The sequence below is a fragment of the Streptomyces sp. C1-1 genome (assembly GCF_050214755.1).
Taxonomy (GTDB): Bacteria; Actinomycetota; Actinomycetes; order Streptomycetales; family Streptomycetaceae; genus Streptomyces.
Genome location: NZ_CP189826.1, coordinates 3,103,081 through 3,117,631, shown reverse-complemented (window position 1 = coordinate 3,117,631; position 14,551 = coordinate 3,103,081). Strand labels below are relative to the sequence as shown.

The 14,551-nt window shown below is 70.7% G+C and carries 17 protein-coding genes; 8 read left to right on the top strand and 9 right to left on the bottom strand.

The features are described from left to right. Positions 1–15: 15 nt before the first annotated feature. Genes ACQF4J_RS14065 through ACQF4J_RS14055 form a run of 3 tightly spaced genes read left to right on the top strand, consistent with a single transcriptional unit; the run spans position 16 to position 1,932 of the window. The gene (locus ACQF4J_RS14065) at positions 16–870 is read left to right on the top strand and encodes an AraC family transcriptional regulator (protein ID WP_351799245.1); all 855 of its coding nucleotides are present in this window, start codon (positions 16–18) and stop codon (positions 868–870) included. A gap of 10 nt (positions 871–880) precedes the next feature. After that, positions 881–1,627 (top strand): AzlC family ABC transporter permease, encoded by a 747-nt coding sequence (locus ACQF4J_RS14060; protein WP_427165731.1) that lies wholly within the window; start codon positions 881–883, stop codon positions 1,625–1,627. Beyond that, a complete protein-coding gene (locus ACQF4J_RS14055) occupies positions 1,624–1,932 on the top strand; it encodes an AzlD domain-containing protein (protein ID WP_427165730.1) in 309 nt (102 codons plus the stop codon). The genes ACQF4J_RS14060 and ACQF4J_RS14055 overlap by 4 nt, the downstream gene beginning before the upstream one ends. Positions 1,933–1,944: 12 nt before the next feature. Here ACQF4J_RS14055 and ACQF4J_RS14050 read toward each other — a convergent pair whose 3' ends face one another. Beyond that, on the bottom strand, positions 1,945–2,889 hold the full coding sequence (locus ACQF4J_RS14050; RefSeq protein WP_351577624.1) for a hypothetical protein: 945 nt from the start codon (positions 2,887–2,889) through the stop codon (positions 1,945–1,947). Between the two features lie 80 nt (positions 2,890–2,969). Here ACQF4J_RS14050 and ACQF4J_RS14045 point away from each other — a divergent pair, with 80 nt between their 5' ends. From ACQF4J_RS14045 to recX, 4 genes are all read left to right on the top strand, one after another. Next, positions 2,970–3,164, top strand: coding sequence for a DUF3046 domain-containing protein (locus ACQF4J_RS14045; protein WP_351577621.1), 195 nt, complete (start codon positions 2,970–2,972; stop codon positions 3,162–3,164). A gap of 159 nt (positions 3,165–3,323) precedes the next feature. Continuing rightward, complete coding sequence (locus ACQF4J_RS14040; RefSeq protein ID WP_427165729.1) at positions 3,324–4,625, top strand: AI-2E family transporter; 1,302 nt, start codon at positions 3,324–3,326, stop codon at positions 4,623–4,625. A 322-nt stretch (positions 4,626–4,947) separates the two neighbouring features. Continuing rightward, entirely contained in the window at positions 4,948–6,072 is a 1,125-nt protein-coding gene (gene recA, locus ACQF4J_RS14035; protein ID WP_351577615.1) for a recombinase RecA, read from the top strand. A 4-nt stretch (positions 6,073–6,076) separates the two neighbouring features. After that, positions 6,077–6,943 (top strand): recombination regulator RecX, encoded by an 867-nt coding sequence (gene recX, locus ACQF4J_RS14030; protein WP_351577611.1) that lies wholly within the window; start codon positions 6,077–6,079, stop codon positions 6,941–6,943. Between the two features lie 99 nt (positions 6,944–7,042). Here recX and ACQF4J_RS14025 read toward each other — a convergent pair whose 3' ends face one another. The 8 genes from ACQF4J_RS14025 to ACQF4J_RS13990 all read right to left on the bottom strand — a co-directional run bounded on the left by ACQF4J_RS14025 (position 7,043) and on the right by ACQF4J_RS13990 (position 13,573). Then, entirely contained in the window at positions 7,043–7,444 is a 402-nt protein-coding gene (locus ACQF4J_RS14025) for a rhodanese-like domain-containing protein (protein WP_351577608.1), read from the bottom strand. Further along, positions 7,441–7,995 carry a cysteine dioxygenase gene (locus ACQF4J_RS14020; RefSeq protein WP_351577605.1) on the bottom strand — a complete coding sequence of 185 codons (555 nt, stop codon included), beginning with the start codon at positions 7,993–7,995 and terminating at the stop codon, positions 7,441–7,443. The genes ACQF4J_RS14025 and ACQF4J_RS14020 overlap by 4 nt, the downstream gene beginning before the upstream one ends. Positions 7,996–8,079: 84 nt before the next feature. After that, a complete protein-coding gene (locus ACQF4J_RS14015; RefSeq protein WP_313960178.1) occupies positions 8,080–8,166 on the bottom strand; it encodes a putative leader peptide in 87 nt (28 codons plus the stop codon). A 232-nt stretch (positions 8,167–8,398) separates the two neighbouring features. Next, complete coding sequence (locus ACQF4J_RS14010; RefSeq protein WP_427165728.1) at positions 8,399–10,021, bottom strand: FAD-dependent monooxygenase; 1,623 nt, start codon at positions 10,019–10,021, stop codon at positions 8,399–8,401. A 180-nt stretch (positions 10,022–10,201) separates the two neighbouring features. Continuing rightward, a complete protein-coding gene (locus tag ACQF4J_RS14005; protein ID WP_427165727.1) occupies positions 10,202–11,101 on the bottom strand; it encodes an amino acid ABC transporter permease in 900 nt (299 codons plus the stop codon). Further along, positions 11,098–11,763 (bottom strand): amino acid ABC transporter permease, encoded by a 666-nt coding sequence (locus ACQF4J_RS14000; protein WP_351577596.1) that lies wholly within the window; start codon positions 11,761–11,763, stop codon positions 11,098–11,100. The genes ACQF4J_RS14005 and ACQF4J_RS14000 overlap by 4 nt, the downstream gene beginning before the upstream one ends. A 132-nt stretch (positions 11,764–11,895) precedes the next feature. Beyond that, positions 11,896–12,738, bottom strand: coding sequence for a glutamate ABC transporter substrate-binding protein (locus tag ACQF4J_RS13995; protein ID WP_351577593.1), 843 nt, complete (start codon positions 12,736–12,738; stop codon positions 11,896–11,898). Positions 12,739–12,796: 58 nt separating this feature from the next. Beyond that, on the bottom strand, positions 12,797–13,573 hold the full coding sequence (locus ACQF4J_RS13990) for an amino acid ABC transporter ATP-binding protein (protein WP_427165726.1): 777 nt from the start codon (positions 13,571–13,573) through the stop codon (positions 12,797–12,799). 285 nt (positions 13,574–13,858) lie between these two features. Here ACQF4J_RS13990 and ACQF4J_RS13985 point away from each other — a divergent pair, with 285 nt between their 5' ends. Next, positions 13,859–14,545: a response regulator transcription factor gene (locus ACQF4J_RS13985; protein WP_351577587.1), complete on the top strand. Its 687-nt coding sequence runs from the start codon at positions 13,859–13,861 to the stop codon at positions 14,543–14,545. The last annotated feature ends 6 nt before the right edge of the window (positions 14,546–14,551 follow it).

Genomic DNA, 14,551 nt, shown 5'->3' with positions numbered 1-14,551 from the left:
CGGAGAATCGGCGGTATGGCGGATTTCGGTGAGGAGGCGGCTCGGCACTGGCGGTACGCCGACCTGCCCGGCGTCGATCTGCTGCGGGCCCGGTACGTTCGCAAGACGTTCGTGCGCCACACCCATGAGCACTTCGTCATCGCGGCCATCGCCGACGGGGTCGAGGTCTTCCACCACCGCGGTGCCGACCAGTACGCGGGGGCGGGGGCTCTGGCGCTGGTCAATCCCGACACCTCGCACACGGGGCGGGCCGGGGTGCCCGAGGGGTGGCGGTACGGGGCCGTGTACCCGTCGCCGGACCTCGTCTCCGAGATCGCGGCCGAGACCACCCTCATCCGTGGGACCCCGGGATTCGTCAGGCCCGTACTCGACGATCCGTACGCCGTGCGACTCGTCCATCAGGTCCTGCGGGCCGCCGACGAAGGCAACGCGCTGGCCGCCGACACACTGCTGCGGGTCGCCGTCACCCGGCTGCTGCGGCTCAACGGCGGCCCGCTGCCGCAGCGCGCCGTGCGGACGGCGGGGGCCCGGGTCGCGGCACGCGCGCGTGCCGTGCTGGAGGAGCGGATGGTCGAGCCGCCGACGCTTCAGGCGCTGGCGGGTGATCTCGGGACCAGTCCGTTCGCGCTGCTGCGGTCCTTCCGGGACGCCTACGGGATGCCGCCCCACGCCTGGCTGACGGATGCCCGGGTGCGGCGGGCGCGGCGGCTGCTCGACGCCGGGACTGCGCCCGCGGAGGCGGCCGTCGCCGTGGGGTTCACCGATCAACCGCATCTGAACCGGCACTTCGCACGGATCGTCGGCGTGCCCCCGGGTGCCTACCAGCGGGAGCGCAAGAACGTACAAGACGCCCCGCCGTCGTCTCCGTAGCCTCGGGCACGTGGCAGAACAGACAGCTCTCGCAGAGACAGGTGCCGGTGGAGGAGGCAAGACGGATGCCGCCGTGGTCCGGGACGCGCTCGGAGTCGGCGTCGCCGTCGGACTGTCCGGGTTCGCCTTCGGGGTGACCTCGGCCGGCAGCGGGCTCACGCTGCTGCAGACCTGCGTGCTCAGCCTCCTGGTGTTCACCGGCGCGTCCCAGTTCGCCCTCGTCGGGGCGCTCGCGGCCGGCGGCAACCCCTTCACGGCGGCCGCCGGCGCCTTCTTCCTCGGTGTGCGCAACGCCTTCTACGGGCTGCGCCTGTCACAGGTGCTGGCGCTACCGCGCCTGCTGCGGCCGTTCGCGGCGCAGTGGGTCATCGACGAGACCACCGCGGTCACGCTCGCGCAGCCCACGCGGCGTGCTGCCCGGATCGGGTTCACCGTGACCGGGCTCAGCCTGTACCTGCTGTGGAACCTCACCACCTTGCTCGGCGCCCTGGGCGCCAAGGCCATCGGGGACACGGACGCGTGGGGCCTCGACGCCGCCGGGCCCGCCGTCTTCCTCGCTCTGCTCGCACCGATGCTGAGGACCGGCACCGAGCGCGCCGTCGCCGGGCTCGCCGTCGTGCTGGGGCTCGTACTGCTGCCCTTCCTGCCCGCCGGTGTGCCCGTCCTGGTGGCCGCGCTGGCCGCTCCGGGCGTCCTGCTCCTGCAGGGGCGCCGCGCCGGCCGGGTGCCCGCTGACGCCACGGGGGAGGACCGTTGAGCACCTGGATCGCCATCGGCCTGACGGCTCTCGGCTGCTACGTCGTCAAGGTCGCCGGTCTGTTCGTTCCCGAGGGCGCCCTGCAGCGGCCGTACGTCAGGCGGCTGGCCGCCCTCATGCCGGTGGCCCTGCTGGCCGCCCTCACCGCCCAGCAGACCTTCGCCGACGGACGCGCCCTGGTGCTGGACGCGCGCGTGGCCGGTGTTCTCGCGGCCGCTGTCGCGCTGGTTCTGCGCGCCCCCTTCCTGCTCGTGGTGGCCGCGGCTGTGGTGGTGACCGCCGGGGTACGTGCCATGGGCTGGTGACGGCGGGGGCCGTCAGCCGATGGAACGGCCGTACGCCCTGAGGGTGCGCAGCGCCTCGATCGTCACCTGAGGACGCGCCTCCAGGGCGATACCCGGGGCCCACTGACGCCACCGGATCGGCCAGCCGCCGTCCTCCTGCTGACCGCCCGCGAGGAAGTCCAGGGAGCGCTCGATCTCGTCGTCGGTGAACCACGCGCGCGCGAGTGAGCTCGGCGTCTTCGCGTAGTCGTGCGGGAAGTGGTGCTCACCGGGGGCGTAGCCGGGCGCCACCGGATAGGCGGCGAGGTCGTCCGGGTCCAGTGCGGCCAGCCGGTGTTCGCGCACCAGACGGCCGAGCCGGTCGGCGGCCGCCTCCGCGCGCGGACGGTCGGGAGCCGAGTCCAGAAAGGCCACGGCGGCCTCGATCTCGTAGGGGTGGGACTTCTCCAGCGAATCGATCGCGTGCCAGCAGAAGTCGGTGGCCCGGAACAGCCAGGCGTGCCACACCTCGTTGCGGTGCAGCAGACCCACCACGGGCCCGGTGGCGAGCAGTTCGCTCGGCGGGTCGTCCACGATCGGCATGAAGGGGGCCGCCGGGTAGCCCCGCTGGCTGGGATGGATCGCCGGCAGCGCGCCGTCCGCCGTCGAGACGGAGGTCAGGTAGCGGCACACCCGTTCCACGCGCTGGCCGCCGCAGCGCCCGATGGAGTCCAGGACGCGCAGCGCGTGCCCGGTGTGCAGCGGCTGGCTGACGGGGCCGCGCAGATCGGGCTCCAGGGCGTGGCCGTACCCGCCGTCCTCGTTGCGGTAGGCGTCCAGGGCGGTCTCGACCGGGTCGGCGCCGCCGTTCAGGAAGTGGTGCGCGAAGAGGCGCTGTTCCAGTACGCGCGCGGTGAGCCAGACGAAGTGCTCGGCGCGGAAGAGCGGGGAGCGCGCCGGGGGTGTGGCAGGGAGTGGGGAAGCTCCGGTTTCGGACATGCGAAAGACCGTAGGGCGGAAAGCGGTCTCGACAAGCGGTCACGTCTCAGGCCCACCCCCAGGGGCGGGATACTGGAGGCATGCGGTTGACGGTCTTCTGGCAGCGGATGGCGGATCACTTCGGCCCGGGGTACGCCGACACCTTCGCGCGCGACCACGTGATGACGGAGCTGGGCGGGCGCACGGTGCACGAGGCACTGGACGCCGGCTGGGACGCCAAGGACGTGTGGCGCGTGGTCTGCACGGTCATGGACGTTCCGGGCGAGAGGCACTGATCGGGCATGGACGTTCTGCGCGACAGCCACTGATCGGGCGTGAAGGTTCTGCGCGACAGCCACTGATCGGGCGTGAAGGTTCCGCGCGCGAAGTACTGATCGGTCACGAAGATCGCAGGGCGGGGGATGATTGTCGTACCCGTGGGCGAGACTTGCTCCGTGGCACCCACTGACGAGACCGAGCCGCAGGCCCGGCACGCCTCCCCGTTCGGCACGACGCCGCCCGACCGCCCCCCGGCCGACGGCGCCGCCTCGGGCGCGCGCATGCCGCGCTGGCTGCCGCGGGCCGTGGTGCTGGTGCTCTCCCTCTATGCCGCCTTCCAACTGGGCACTTGGGCGTTCCACCAGCTCACCGGCCTGCTGATCAACATCCTCATCGCGTTCTTCCTGGCCCTCGCCATCGAACCGGCGGTGAGCTGGATGGCCGCGCGCGGCATGCGCAGGGGGCTGGCCACGGCACTCGTCTTCCTGGCCGTCATGATCGCGGCCGCGGGTTTCGTCACCCTGCTCGGCTCCATGCTGGCGGGCCAGATCATCAAGATCGTCGAGGATTTCCCGAACTATCTCGACTCGGTCATCAACTGGGTCAACGCGCACTTCCACACCCACCTGAAACGGGTGGACGTCCAGAAGGGCCTGCTCCGCTCCGACTGGCTGCGCAACTACGTGCAGCACAGCGCCACGGGCGTCCTCGACGTGTCCGCCCAGGTCCTCGGCGGACTCTTCCAACTGCTCACGATCACGCTGTTCTCGTTCTACTTCGCCGCCGACGGGCCCCGCCTGCGCCGTGCGATCTGCTCGGTACTGCCGCCCGCCCGGCAGGCCGAGGTGCTGCGCGCCTGGGAGATCGCCGTCGACAAGACCGGCGGATACCTGTACTCGCGCGGGCTGATGGCACTCATCTCCGGTATCGCGCACTACATATTGCTGCAGATCCTGGGCGTGCCGTACGCGCCCGTGCTCGGCGTGTGGGTGGGCCTGGTCTCGCAGTTCATCCCGACCATCGGCACCTACCTGGCGGGCGCTCTGCCGATGCTGGTCGCGTTCACCGTCGACCCCTGGTACGCGCTGTGGGTGCTGGTCTTCGTCGTGGTCTACCAGCAGTTCGAGAACTACGTCCTGCAGCCCAAGCTGACCGCGAAGACCGTCGACATCCACCCCGCCGTCGCCTTCGGCTCGGTCATCGCCGGCACCGCGCTCCTCGGCGCGGTCGGCGCGCTGATCGCCATCCCGGCGGTCGCCACGCTGCAGGCGTTCCTGGGGGCGTACGTGAAGCGGTACGCGGTCACGGACGACCCCCGGGTGCACGGGCACCGGCGCGGAGGACCGGGGTCGGGGCAGGGGATCCTCACGCGCGCCAGACTGCTCTGGGCGCGACGGGCGGAAGAGGCGCCGCTCGAGGGCGAGCCCGGGGGCGAGCCCGGGGGCGAGCCCGAGGTCGGCTCTTCCCGGCAGGCCTGAGGCAGCTCCTTCCGTCGAGCCCGAGTCGAGCCCGAGTCGAGCCCGAGCGGGGCGTCGGCCGCGCTCTCGGCCCGCCTACGGCCCGTCTCCGTCTCGTTTCCGGCCTGCCTACGGCCCGTCTCCGTGGTGCGCTTGACACCAAAATCGAACATCCATTCTTATGGAGGCTCCGGCGAGGCTCTCGACGGGTGATTCGAGCCGGTTTCGGCGGAGAAGTACCCGAGTTATCCACAGGCCGGACGGGCGTCGAGGCGCATTGTCAGTGGCAGGCGTTAGCGTCTTTGACGTGAAGCGATCGACTCAAGCAAATCGGGTGGAACCCATGGCAGGAACCGACCGCGAGAAGGCCCTGGATGCCGCGCTCGCACAGATTGAACGGCAGTTCGGCAAGGGCGCGGTGATGCGCCTCGGCGAGCGGCCGAACGAGCCCATCGAGGTCATCCCCACCGGGTCGACCGCGCTCGACGTCGCCCTCGGCGTCGGCGGCCTGCCGCGTGGCCGTGTGGTGGAGGTGTACGGACCGGAGTCCTCCGGTAAGACCACGCTGACCCTGCACGCGGTGGCCAACGCGCAGAAGGCCGGCGGCCAGGTCGCCTTCGTCGACGCGGAGCACGCCCTCGACCCTGAGTACGCGAAGAAGCTCGGCGTCGACATCGACAACCTGATCCTCTCCCAGCCGGACAACGGCGAGCAGGCCCTGGAGATCGTGGACATGCTGGTCCGCTCCGGCGCCCTCGACCTCATCGTCATCGACTCCGTCGCCGCGCTCGTCCCGCGCGCGGAGATCGAGGGCGAGATGGGCGACAGCCACGTCGGTCTGCAGGCCCGTCTGATGAGCCAGGCCCTGCGGAAGATCACCAGCGCGCTCAACCAGTCCAAGACCACCGCCATCTTCATCAACCAGCTCCGCGAGAAGATCGGCGTGATGTTCGGCTCCCCGGAGACCACGACCGGTGGCCGGGCGCTGAAGTTCTACGCCTCGGTGCGCATCGACATCCGTCGCATCGAGACCCTGAAGGACGGCACGGAGGCGGTCGGCAACCGCACCCGCTGCAAGGTCGTCAAGAACAAGGTCGCGCCGCCCTTCAAGCAGGCCGAGTTCGACATCCTCTACGGCCAGGGCATCAGCCGCGAGGGCGGCCTGATCGACATGGGCGTGGAGCACGGCTTCGTCCGCAAGGCCGGCGCCTGGTACACGTACGAGGGCGACCAGCTCGGCCAGGGCAAGGAGAACGCGCGCAACTTCCTGAAGGACAACCCCGACCTGGCCAACGAGATCGAGAAGAAGATCAAGGAGAAGCTCGGCGTGGGCGTGCGCCCGGAGGAGCCGACGACCCAGCCGGGCGTCGACGCCGCGGTCGGCGCTGCCCCGGACGACGCCGCGAAGGCGGTGCCCGCACCGGCGGCCAAGGCGACCAAGGCCAAGGCTCCGGCCGCCAAGAGCTGACCCCGTGACACGGCGAACCGACTGGGCGGAGTACACCTACCCCGACACACCACGCGGTCGGGGCAGGAGGGACGACGGGGGTTTTGCCGGTCCGGGCGGCGAGGCGGACGGGGAAGAGACGCGGCGGGACGCGGACGGGGGACACGGCCGCGCGAGTGCGTACGGCACGGGGTCGTCGTACGGCACCGAGCCACCGTTCGGCGGTGGTTCGTACGGCGAAGCCGAGGCCGACGGAGGTTCGCGCCGTCGTGGCGGGCGGACCAGTGGTGCGGGCGGCTCCCGCGGGCGTCGCAGGCGGCGCGGCGGAGAGTCGTTCGGTGAGGACGGGGGCTCCTCCTCCTTGTCGAGGGCCGAGCGGGAGGAGCCGCCGGCGGACCCGGTGGAGCGGGCACGGGCGATCTGCCTGCGCCTGCTCACCGGGACCCCGCGCACCCGCAAACAGCTCGCGGACGCCCTGCGCAAGCGGGAGATCCCGGACGACGCGGCCGAGGAGGTGCTGTCGCGGTTCGAGGAGGTCGGGCTGATCAACGACGGCGCGTTCGCGGACGCCTGGGTGGAGTCGCGGCACCACGGCCGCGGGCTTGCCCGGCGGGCCCTCGCGCAGGAACTGCGCACCAAGGGCGTGGAGTCCGAGTTGATCGACGCGGCCGTCGCGCAGCTCGACTCCGAACAGGAGGAGGAGACCGCGCGCGAACTCGTCGCCCGCAAGCTGCGCTCCACCCGCGGGCTCGACCGCGACAAGCGCCTCCGCCGCCTCGCGGGCATGCTCGCCCGCAAGGGCTACCCCGAGGGCATGGCCCTGCGCGTAGTCCGCCAGGCGCTGGAGGAAGAGGGGGAGGACACGGAGCTCCTGGGAGACGAGGGGTACTGACAGGGGGAGCGCCGGGAAGAGCCGGTCACGTGGGTGAATCGCCGACGCTCACCAAGGAGAGGCCCGGAGCCTCCGCCCCACCGCCCGCCTCACCGCCCCCTACGACGTCACCGGCAACCCGGCCGCCCGCCAGGCCTGGAAGCCCCCGATCAGATCAGTGGCCCGGTGCAGGCCCAGCGAGTGCAAGGACGCGGCCGCGAGGCTCGACGCGTAGCCCTCGTTGCAGATCACCACGACCCGCAGCTCATGGCCGGTGGCCTCGGGGAGGCGGTGGCTGCCCTGGGGGTCGAGCCGCCACTCTAACTCGTTGCGCTCGACGACGAGTGCGCCGGGGATCAGGCCGTCCCGCTCCCGCAGGGCGGCGTACCGGATGTCCACCAGTACGGCCTCGCCCGCCCGTGCGGCGTCGTACGCCTCCTCGGGACCGACCCGGTCGTAGCCCTCGCGTACCCGCTCCAGCAACTCGTCGATGCCCACGGGCCGTTCGCCTGCGCCGCTCACTGCCAGTCCTCCGGACGCTCGACCTGCTCCAGCCGCAGGACCTGGCCCACGCGGCTGTAGCGGCGGATCTGCGGAAGTGGCGGGTAGTAGGCGTGCACGGAGATCGCGTGCCGGTCGGTGGACTCGTTCAGGACCTCGTGCACGTGGTGGCGGCCGAAGGAGCGTCCCTTGCCCGCGGGCAGCCGGCGCTCCCGGTCCACCCCGTCGGCGAGTTCCAGAGTGCGCCAGCCGTCGGCGGGCAGGCGGGCGGCGAGCGCGTTCTCCTTGAGCTCACCGGACGCGGTGACGAAGGCGCCGACGGACTCGGCGTGGTCGTGCCAGCCGGTGCCCGAGCCGGGCGGCCAGCCGATCAGCCAGGCCTCACTGCCGCCGGGCCCCTCCAGGCGTACCCAGGTGCGGCCCTCGGGGTCGAGCGGGAGCGAGGCGATCAGCTCGGCGTCGGCGGCCGTCCGCCGCACGAAGTCGAGCAGGTCGGCCTGCGTCGGCCCGGGTGGCGCGGAAGCCGTCGCGGAAGCCGTCGTAGGCACGGGGACAGAGGGGGAGACAGACACGGGGCACCGTCCTGAAGAGCGTTCGCGGGAAGCGCGCGGAAGGGCTCGAGAGCGGCGCGCGCGGAGAAGAAGAGGGACGCGAATTCAGCAGGACGGACGACACACGCAGCCCGCGTAGCGGACGAGGTCCATATGGACCCTCCGCCACAGGCGCACACAGGTGTCGGTCATGGTCGGGAGTAGACCATGACGGTGCGTACCGGTCAACTCACCGTCACTATGTGGACCGCACAGTGACGGCAGGCCGGCACGCCGGCCCTCGCCCCAACGCGCCCTCGCCCCAACGCGCCCCCGCGCCCACACTCGCCTCAACGCGCCCGCGAACCTCTCGTCCCGCCCGCGAACCCTTCAAGGCGCCCCCTTAAACGCCCCCCTTAAACGCGCCCCCCTTAAACGCGCCCTCTCAACGCGCCCCGGCGCCCGCCCCCGCCTCGGCTCCCGCCTCTGTCCCCGCCTGCGCCGTTCCGCCCAACGCCGCCTCCGCGGCCGCGTACAGGTCGGCCGGGCGTACCCCGCCGAAGGCCGTGACCAGGTGGCCGTCGGGACGGACGAGCAGGACGGTGTGTGCGGCGGCGCCCGGGTAGCTCTCGGCGACCAGCAGTTCGGCCTGGTGCGGCAGCGCGGCCACGGCGGCCGCCAACCGGGGCATGACGCCGGCGGTCACCCAGTGCTTGCGGTCCCACACGCCCGTGCCCGGCGCGACGAGGACGACCAGCAGTGCCCCGCGCCCGAGCCGGTCCCGGAGCTGCACGAAGGTGCCGTCCTCCGCGGTCACCCGCACATCGGCGACCGCCGCGCCGAGCGCCGTGTCGACCGGCACCTCGCCCTCCAGGTGCCGGGGTGCCAGCGGCGAGTCGGCGTACGCCCCCGGCGCACCGAGTGCTCCGCGCCCCAGGTGGGCGTCCGTGAGCAGCGCGTCGGCGCCCCGGGCCGAGCCGGGGACGTACGCGCGCAGGCCTCCGCCGCCGCGCAGCAGCGGCAGCACCTGGTCGGCGGCGCGCAGCCGGGCGGCGACCGCGCCGCGCCGCTCCGCCTGGTAGCTGTCGAGCAGTGCCTCGTGCGGCCCGTGGTGCCAGGCCAGGGCCAGTTTCCAGGCGAGGTTGTCGGCGTCCCTGAGCCCCTCGTCGAGCCCCTGCGTGCCGAGCGCGCCGAGCAGGTGCGCGGCGTCCCCGGCGAGGAAGACCCGGCCCGCCCGCCACCTGCGCGCGAGCCGGTGGTGGACGGTGTGGACGCCGGTGTCGAGGAGGTCGTACGGCGGTGTGGAGCCGTCGGTCCAGCCGGCCAGGGTCTCGCGGATGCGGGCCAGCAGCAGCTCGGGCGTGACGAGGTCCTTGCCCGGGGGCAGCAGCCAGTCCAGGCGCCACACCCCGTCCGGCAGCGGGCGTCCGGTGACCTCCCCGCCCGAGGGCCCGGACGTCCGCCACGGCGGCATCCGGTGGAGCAACGCGTGACCGTCGAACGGAAGCTCCGCGCGCAGCGCCGCCACGGCGTGTCGCTCCACCGCGGTGCGGCCCGGGAAGCGGATGTCCTGGAGCTTGCGCACGGAGGAGCGGACACCGTCGCAGCCGACCAGGTAACTGCCCCGCCACCAGGTGCCCTTCGGGCCGCGGGTGTGGGCCGTGACGCCCGAGGGCTCCTGTTCGATGGTGTCGACGCGGCTGTCGGTGGCGATTTCGACGAGCCGTTCACCCGCCAGGGACTCGCGCAGGGCGCCGGTCAGGACGTGCTGGGCGATGTGCAGGGGAGCGGGGTCGGTGTCGTCGTCGAAAGTGATCTCGCGCATCACCTGCTTGCGCCGCAGCGACCGCCATCCGGTCCAGCGCGCGCCGGCCTCGTCGACCGGCAGACCGGTCAGCCGCTGCATCAGGGCGGCGGTGTCCTCGCGCAGCACGACCGTGCGCGCCGGACGCGGTTCGTCCTTGCCGGGGCCCTCGTCCAGGACGACGGAGGGCACCTCCTGACGGGCCAGCGCCAGGGCGAGCGTGAGCCCGACGGGCCCCGCTCCGACGATGATCACCGGGTCCACGGCGCGGCGCCCCCTGCCCGCGGCGGTGTCCTGAGGGACATATGTGAACAGGAAGTTGGAGCAGGGTGCACGATCACAGAACGTATGCAACCCATTGTCGTTGTTTGCGTCAAGTGACGGAGGCAGTGGCGATCATGCCACTGCCTCCATGTGGGTCAAGCCAGTTGAGTGATCATCAGGTCATACGGAAGCGCCGGTCCCGAAGCCACCGCCGACCGCGGCGGGATTGACCTCCACCTGGTCCTCGGCGAGAACCGCCCCCGTGCTCCGCTTGCTGCGCCGCAGCCGGCCCTCGAGCCAGCTCGCGAAGCTGGTGAGGATGAAGTTCACCACGATGAAGATGATCGCCACGCCGACGAAGCTCTGGATGACGTCGGCGTAGTTGGCGGCGAACGTGCTGCGGGCGTTCAGCAGTTCGGTGTAGCCGATCATCACGCCGCCCAGCGCGGTGTCCTTCACGATGACGACGAGCTGGCTGACGATGGCCGGCAGCATGATCGTGACCGCCTGCGGGAGCAGGATGCTGGTCATCGTCTGGCCCTTGCGCAGACCGATGGCGTACGCGGCCTCCGTCTGACCCTTGGGGAGGGCGAGGATGCCCGCGCGGACCACCTCGGCGAGGACGGAGGCGTTGTAGAGCACCAGGCCGGTGACGACCGCGTACAGCGGCCGGTCCTCGGTGGTCACGTTCGTGGAGCGGGCGAAGAACTCGTTCGCGAACAGCATCAGCAGCAGGACCGGGATCGAGCGGAAGAACTCGACCACGGCGCCGGCCGGTACGCGCACCCACCGGTGATCGGACAGACGTGCGATGCCGAAGAACGCGCCCAGCGGAAGGGCGATGACCATCGAGAGCGCGGCGGCCTTCAGGGTGTTGCCGAGGCCCGGCAGCAGGTACGTCGTCCACGCCTCCGACGTGGTGAACGGCTGCCACAGGCTCCACTTCAGCTGGCCCTTGTCGTCCATCGTCTGCCAGATCCACCACAGCAGCAGGCCGAGCAGGACGAGGAAGACCACTGAGAGGACGACGTTGCGCCGCTTGGCCCGGGGGCCGGGGGCGTCGTAGAGAACGGAGCTCATCGCTTCACCGCCAGTCGCTTGCCCAGCCAGCCCATGATCAGGCCGGTGGGAAGGGTCAGTACGACGAAGCCGAGGGCGAAGACCGCGCCGATGAGCAGCGTCTGGGCCTCGTTCTCGATCATCGTCTTCATCAGGGCCGCGGCCTCGGCGACACCGATCGCGGCCGCCACCGTGGTGTTCTTGGTCAGCGCGATCAGGACGTTGGCCAGCGGGCCGATGACCGAACGGAACGCCTGCGGCAGCACGATGAGCCGGAGGGTCTGGCTGAAGCTCAGCCCGATGGCGCGCGCCGCCTCGGCCTGCCCCACGGGCACGGTGTTGATGCCCGACCGCACCGCCTCGCAGACGAAGGCCGCGGTGTAGGCGACGAAACCGAGCACCGCCAGCCGGAAGCCCTGGATCTTGAAGTCGGAGGCGCCCATGGTCACGCCGAAGATGTCGGCGAGACCGAGCGAGTTGAAGACGATGATGACCGTCAGGGGGATGTTCCGGACGATGTTGACGTAGGCGGTGCCGAATCCGCGCATCAGGGGGACCGGACTGACCCGCATCGCCGCCAGCAGAGTGCCCCAGACCAGGGAGCCCAGGGCGGAGATGACGGTCAGTTTCACCGTCATCCAGAACGCCCCCAGGACGTCATAACCATGAAGAAAGTCGAACACGATCTCCCGCGCTTCCGGGTGTGTGGCGTACGAGGAGGGCGAAGCCCATTGCCGGGCGCGCCGCCGCCGTGATCGCGGCGGGCGGCGGCGCGCCCGGGGTCCCTGCGGTGGCCGGGGGTCCGGGCCGCTGCCTTACTTGACGATCTGGCCGAGCTTCGGCGCCGGCTCGTACTGGTAGTTGGCCGGGCCGAAGTTCTTCTTGACGTCCTTCTCCCAGGTGCCGTCGCTGACCATGGTCTTGAGAGCGTCGTTGATCTTGTTGAGGGTGGCGGTGTCACCCTTCTTCACGCCGATGCCGTAGTTCTCGTTGCTGAGCTTGAGCCCGGCGAGCTTGAACTGGCCCTTGTACTTGTCCTGCGCCGCGTAGCCCGCGAGGATCGAGTCGTCGGTGGTCAGCGCGTCCACGGCACCGCTCTGGAGGCTGGCGACGCACTCGGAGTAGCCGCTGTTCGTCTTCAGGTTGGCCTTCGGGGCGATCGTCTTCTGGACGTTCTGCGCCGAGGTGGAGCCGACCACGGAGCACAGCTTCTTGCCGTTGAGGTCCGTGCCCTTGGTGATGGTGGAGTCCTTCTTGACCAGCAGGTCCTGGTGGGCCAGGAAGTACGGGCCGGCGAAGTCGACCTTCTGCTTGCGCTCGTCGGTGATCGAGTACGTGGCCGCGATGAACTTGACGTCGCCGCGCTGCAGCGCGTTCTCACGGTCGGCGCTCTTGGTCTCGACCCACTCGATCTGGCTGGGCTTGTAGCCGAGCTTGCCCGCCACGTACGTCGCCACGTCCACGTCGAAGCCGGAGTAGGCGCCGTTGGGCTCCTTCAGGCCGAGGCCGGGCTGGTCGAACTTGATGCCGATCTTGATCTTATTGCCGCCGCCCCCGGAGGAACCGCTGTCCTTGTTGTCGCTGGACCCACAAGCCGTGGCGGCCACGGCGAGGGCGAGGACGGCGGCCGAGGCGGCGGTGACCTTGCGGAGCTTCATGATGAACATCCTTTGGCTGGTGAAGAGAGAAAGGCCGTCGTGGGCGGAGGGCGGGCCGTCAGTGGTGCAGGATCTTCGACAGGAAGTCCTTGGCACGGTCGCTGCGCGGGTTGCTGAAGAACTGGTCGGGCGCGGCCTCCTCGACGATCCGGCCGTCGGCCATGAAGACCACGCGGTTCGCGGCCGATCGCGCGAAGCCCATCTCGTGCGTGACGACGATCATGGTCATGCCGTCGCGGGCGAGCTGCTGCATGACCTCGAGGACCTCGTTGATCATCTCGGGGTCGAGGGCCGAGGTCGGCTCGTCGAAGAGCATGACCTTCGGGTCCATGGCCAGGGCCCGCGCGATGGCGACGCGCTGCTGCTGGCCGCCGGAGAGCTGTGCGGGGTACTTGTCGGCCTGGGCGGCCACGCCGACCCGGTCGAGAAGGGTGCGCGCCCGCTCCTCGGCCTTCTTCTTGTCGGCCTTGCGGACCTTGATCTGGCCGAGCATCACGTTCTCGAGCACGGTCTTGTGCGCGAAGAGGTTGAAGGACTGGAAGACCATGCCGACGTCCGCCCGCAGCCGGGCGAGCTCCTTGCCCTCCTGGGGCAGTGGCTTGCCGTCGATGGCGATCGTGCCCGAGTCGATGGTCTCCAGACGGTTGATGGTGCGGCACAGCGTGGACTTACCGGACCCCGAGGGCCCGATGACCACGACGACCTCGCCGCGGGCGATCGTCAGATCGATGTCCTGGAGTACGTGCAACGCGCCGAAGTGCTTGTTGACGCTTTTCAGGACGACCAGTTCGCCGGTCGCGGCCACGTCCTGCTTGGCCACCGATACTTCGGTCATCGCTATCGGGCTCCGTCCTCCTCGGTTTCGGAGGACAGTAGTGACGCCGTTCCACCAGCGTCATTACATCTGAGGGGAATCTGAGCATCACGATCCGATAGCAATCGGACACTCGTCGTAGCACTTGCGAGCAGGGCGCATATCGGCCGGGTAACTAAAGCCCGGCGCAACCGGAACCCACTTGACTGCGTCCTCGTCCATCAGCGTGACTGCCTGGGTGCCCGCGTGCCCGGGGACGTTCCTACCCACTCTGTTCGTACGGCCGATGAACCGAAGGAGGCCCGGATGAGACTGCTCCTCGTCGAGGACGACAACCATGTAGCCGCCGCTCTCTCAGCGGTTCTGGCACGGCATGGCTTCGCCGTCACGCACGCGCGCAGCGGCGAGGAGGCCCTTCAGGCACTGGTCCCGGAGGGCGCCGGCTTCGATGTCGTCCTGCTCGACCTCGGCCTGCCCGACCAGGACGGCTACGAGGTGTGCGGCAAGATCCGCAAGCGCACCAGCACCCCGGTGATCATGGTCACCGCACGCTCCGACGTCCGCTCCCGCATCCACGGCCTCAACCTCGGCGCCGACGACTACGTGGTCAAGCCGTACGACACCGGGGAGTTGCTCGCCCGGATCCACGCCGTCAGCCGGCGCACCGTCCACGAGGACGCCGCCCACGGCGAGGACAGCACACTGCGCCTCGGCCCCGTGCTCATCGAACTTCCCACGCGTCAGGTCACCGTCGACGGTTCGGTCGTCCAGCTGACCCGCAAGGAGTTCGACCTGCTTGCACTGCTCGCGCAGCGCCCCGGGGTCGTCTTCCGCCGTGAGCAGATCATCAGCGAGGTGTGGCGGACCAGTTGGGAGGGGACCGGACGCACCCTGGAGGTGCACGTCGCCTCCCTGCGCGCCAAGCTGCGCATGCCGGCCCTGATCGAGACCGTACGCGGCGTCGGCTACCGGCTCGTCGCCCCCTCCCCGTAGCGTGCA

Bases quoted from the DNA above. Each gene is read 5' to 3' on its own strand.
- ACQF4J_RS14065 (WP_351799245.1), top strand. From the start codon at position 16: ATGGCGGATTTCGGTGAGGAGGCGGCTCGGCACTGGCGGTACGCCGAC.
- ACQF4J_RS14050 (WP_351577624.1), bottom strand. From the start codon at position 2,889: ATGTCCGAAACCGGAGCTTCCCCACTCCCTGCCACACCCCCGGCGCGC.
- ACQF4J_RS14045 (WP_351577621.1), top strand. From the start codon at position 2,970: ATGCGGTTGACGGTCTTCTGGCAGCGGATGGCGGATCACTTCGGCCCG.
- recA (WP_351577615.1), top strand. From the start codon at position 4,948: ATGGCAGGAACCGACCGCGAGAAGGCCCTGGATGCCGCGCTCGCACAG.
- ACQF4J_RS14015 (WP_313960178.1), bottom strand. From the start codon at position 8,166: ATGACCGACACCTGTGTGCGCCTGTGGCGGAGGGTCCATATGGACCTC.
- ACQF4J_RS14005 (WP_427165727.1), bottom strand. From the start codon at position 11,101: ATGAGCTCCGTTCTCTACGACGCCCCCGGCCCCCGGGCCAAGCGGCGC.
- ACQF4J_RS13995 (WP_351577593.1), bottom strand. From the start codon at position 12,738: ATGAAGCTCCGCAAGGTCACCGCCGCCTCGGCCGCCGTCCTCGCCCTC.
- ACQF4J_RS13990 (WP_427165726.1), bottom strand. From the start codon at position 13,573: ATGACCGAAGTATCGGTGGCCAAGCAGGACGTGGCCGCGACCGGCGAA.
- ACQF4J_RS13985 (WP_351577587.1), top strand. From the start codon at position 13,859: ATGAGACTGCTCCTCGTCGAGGACGACAACCATGTAGCCGCCGCTCTC.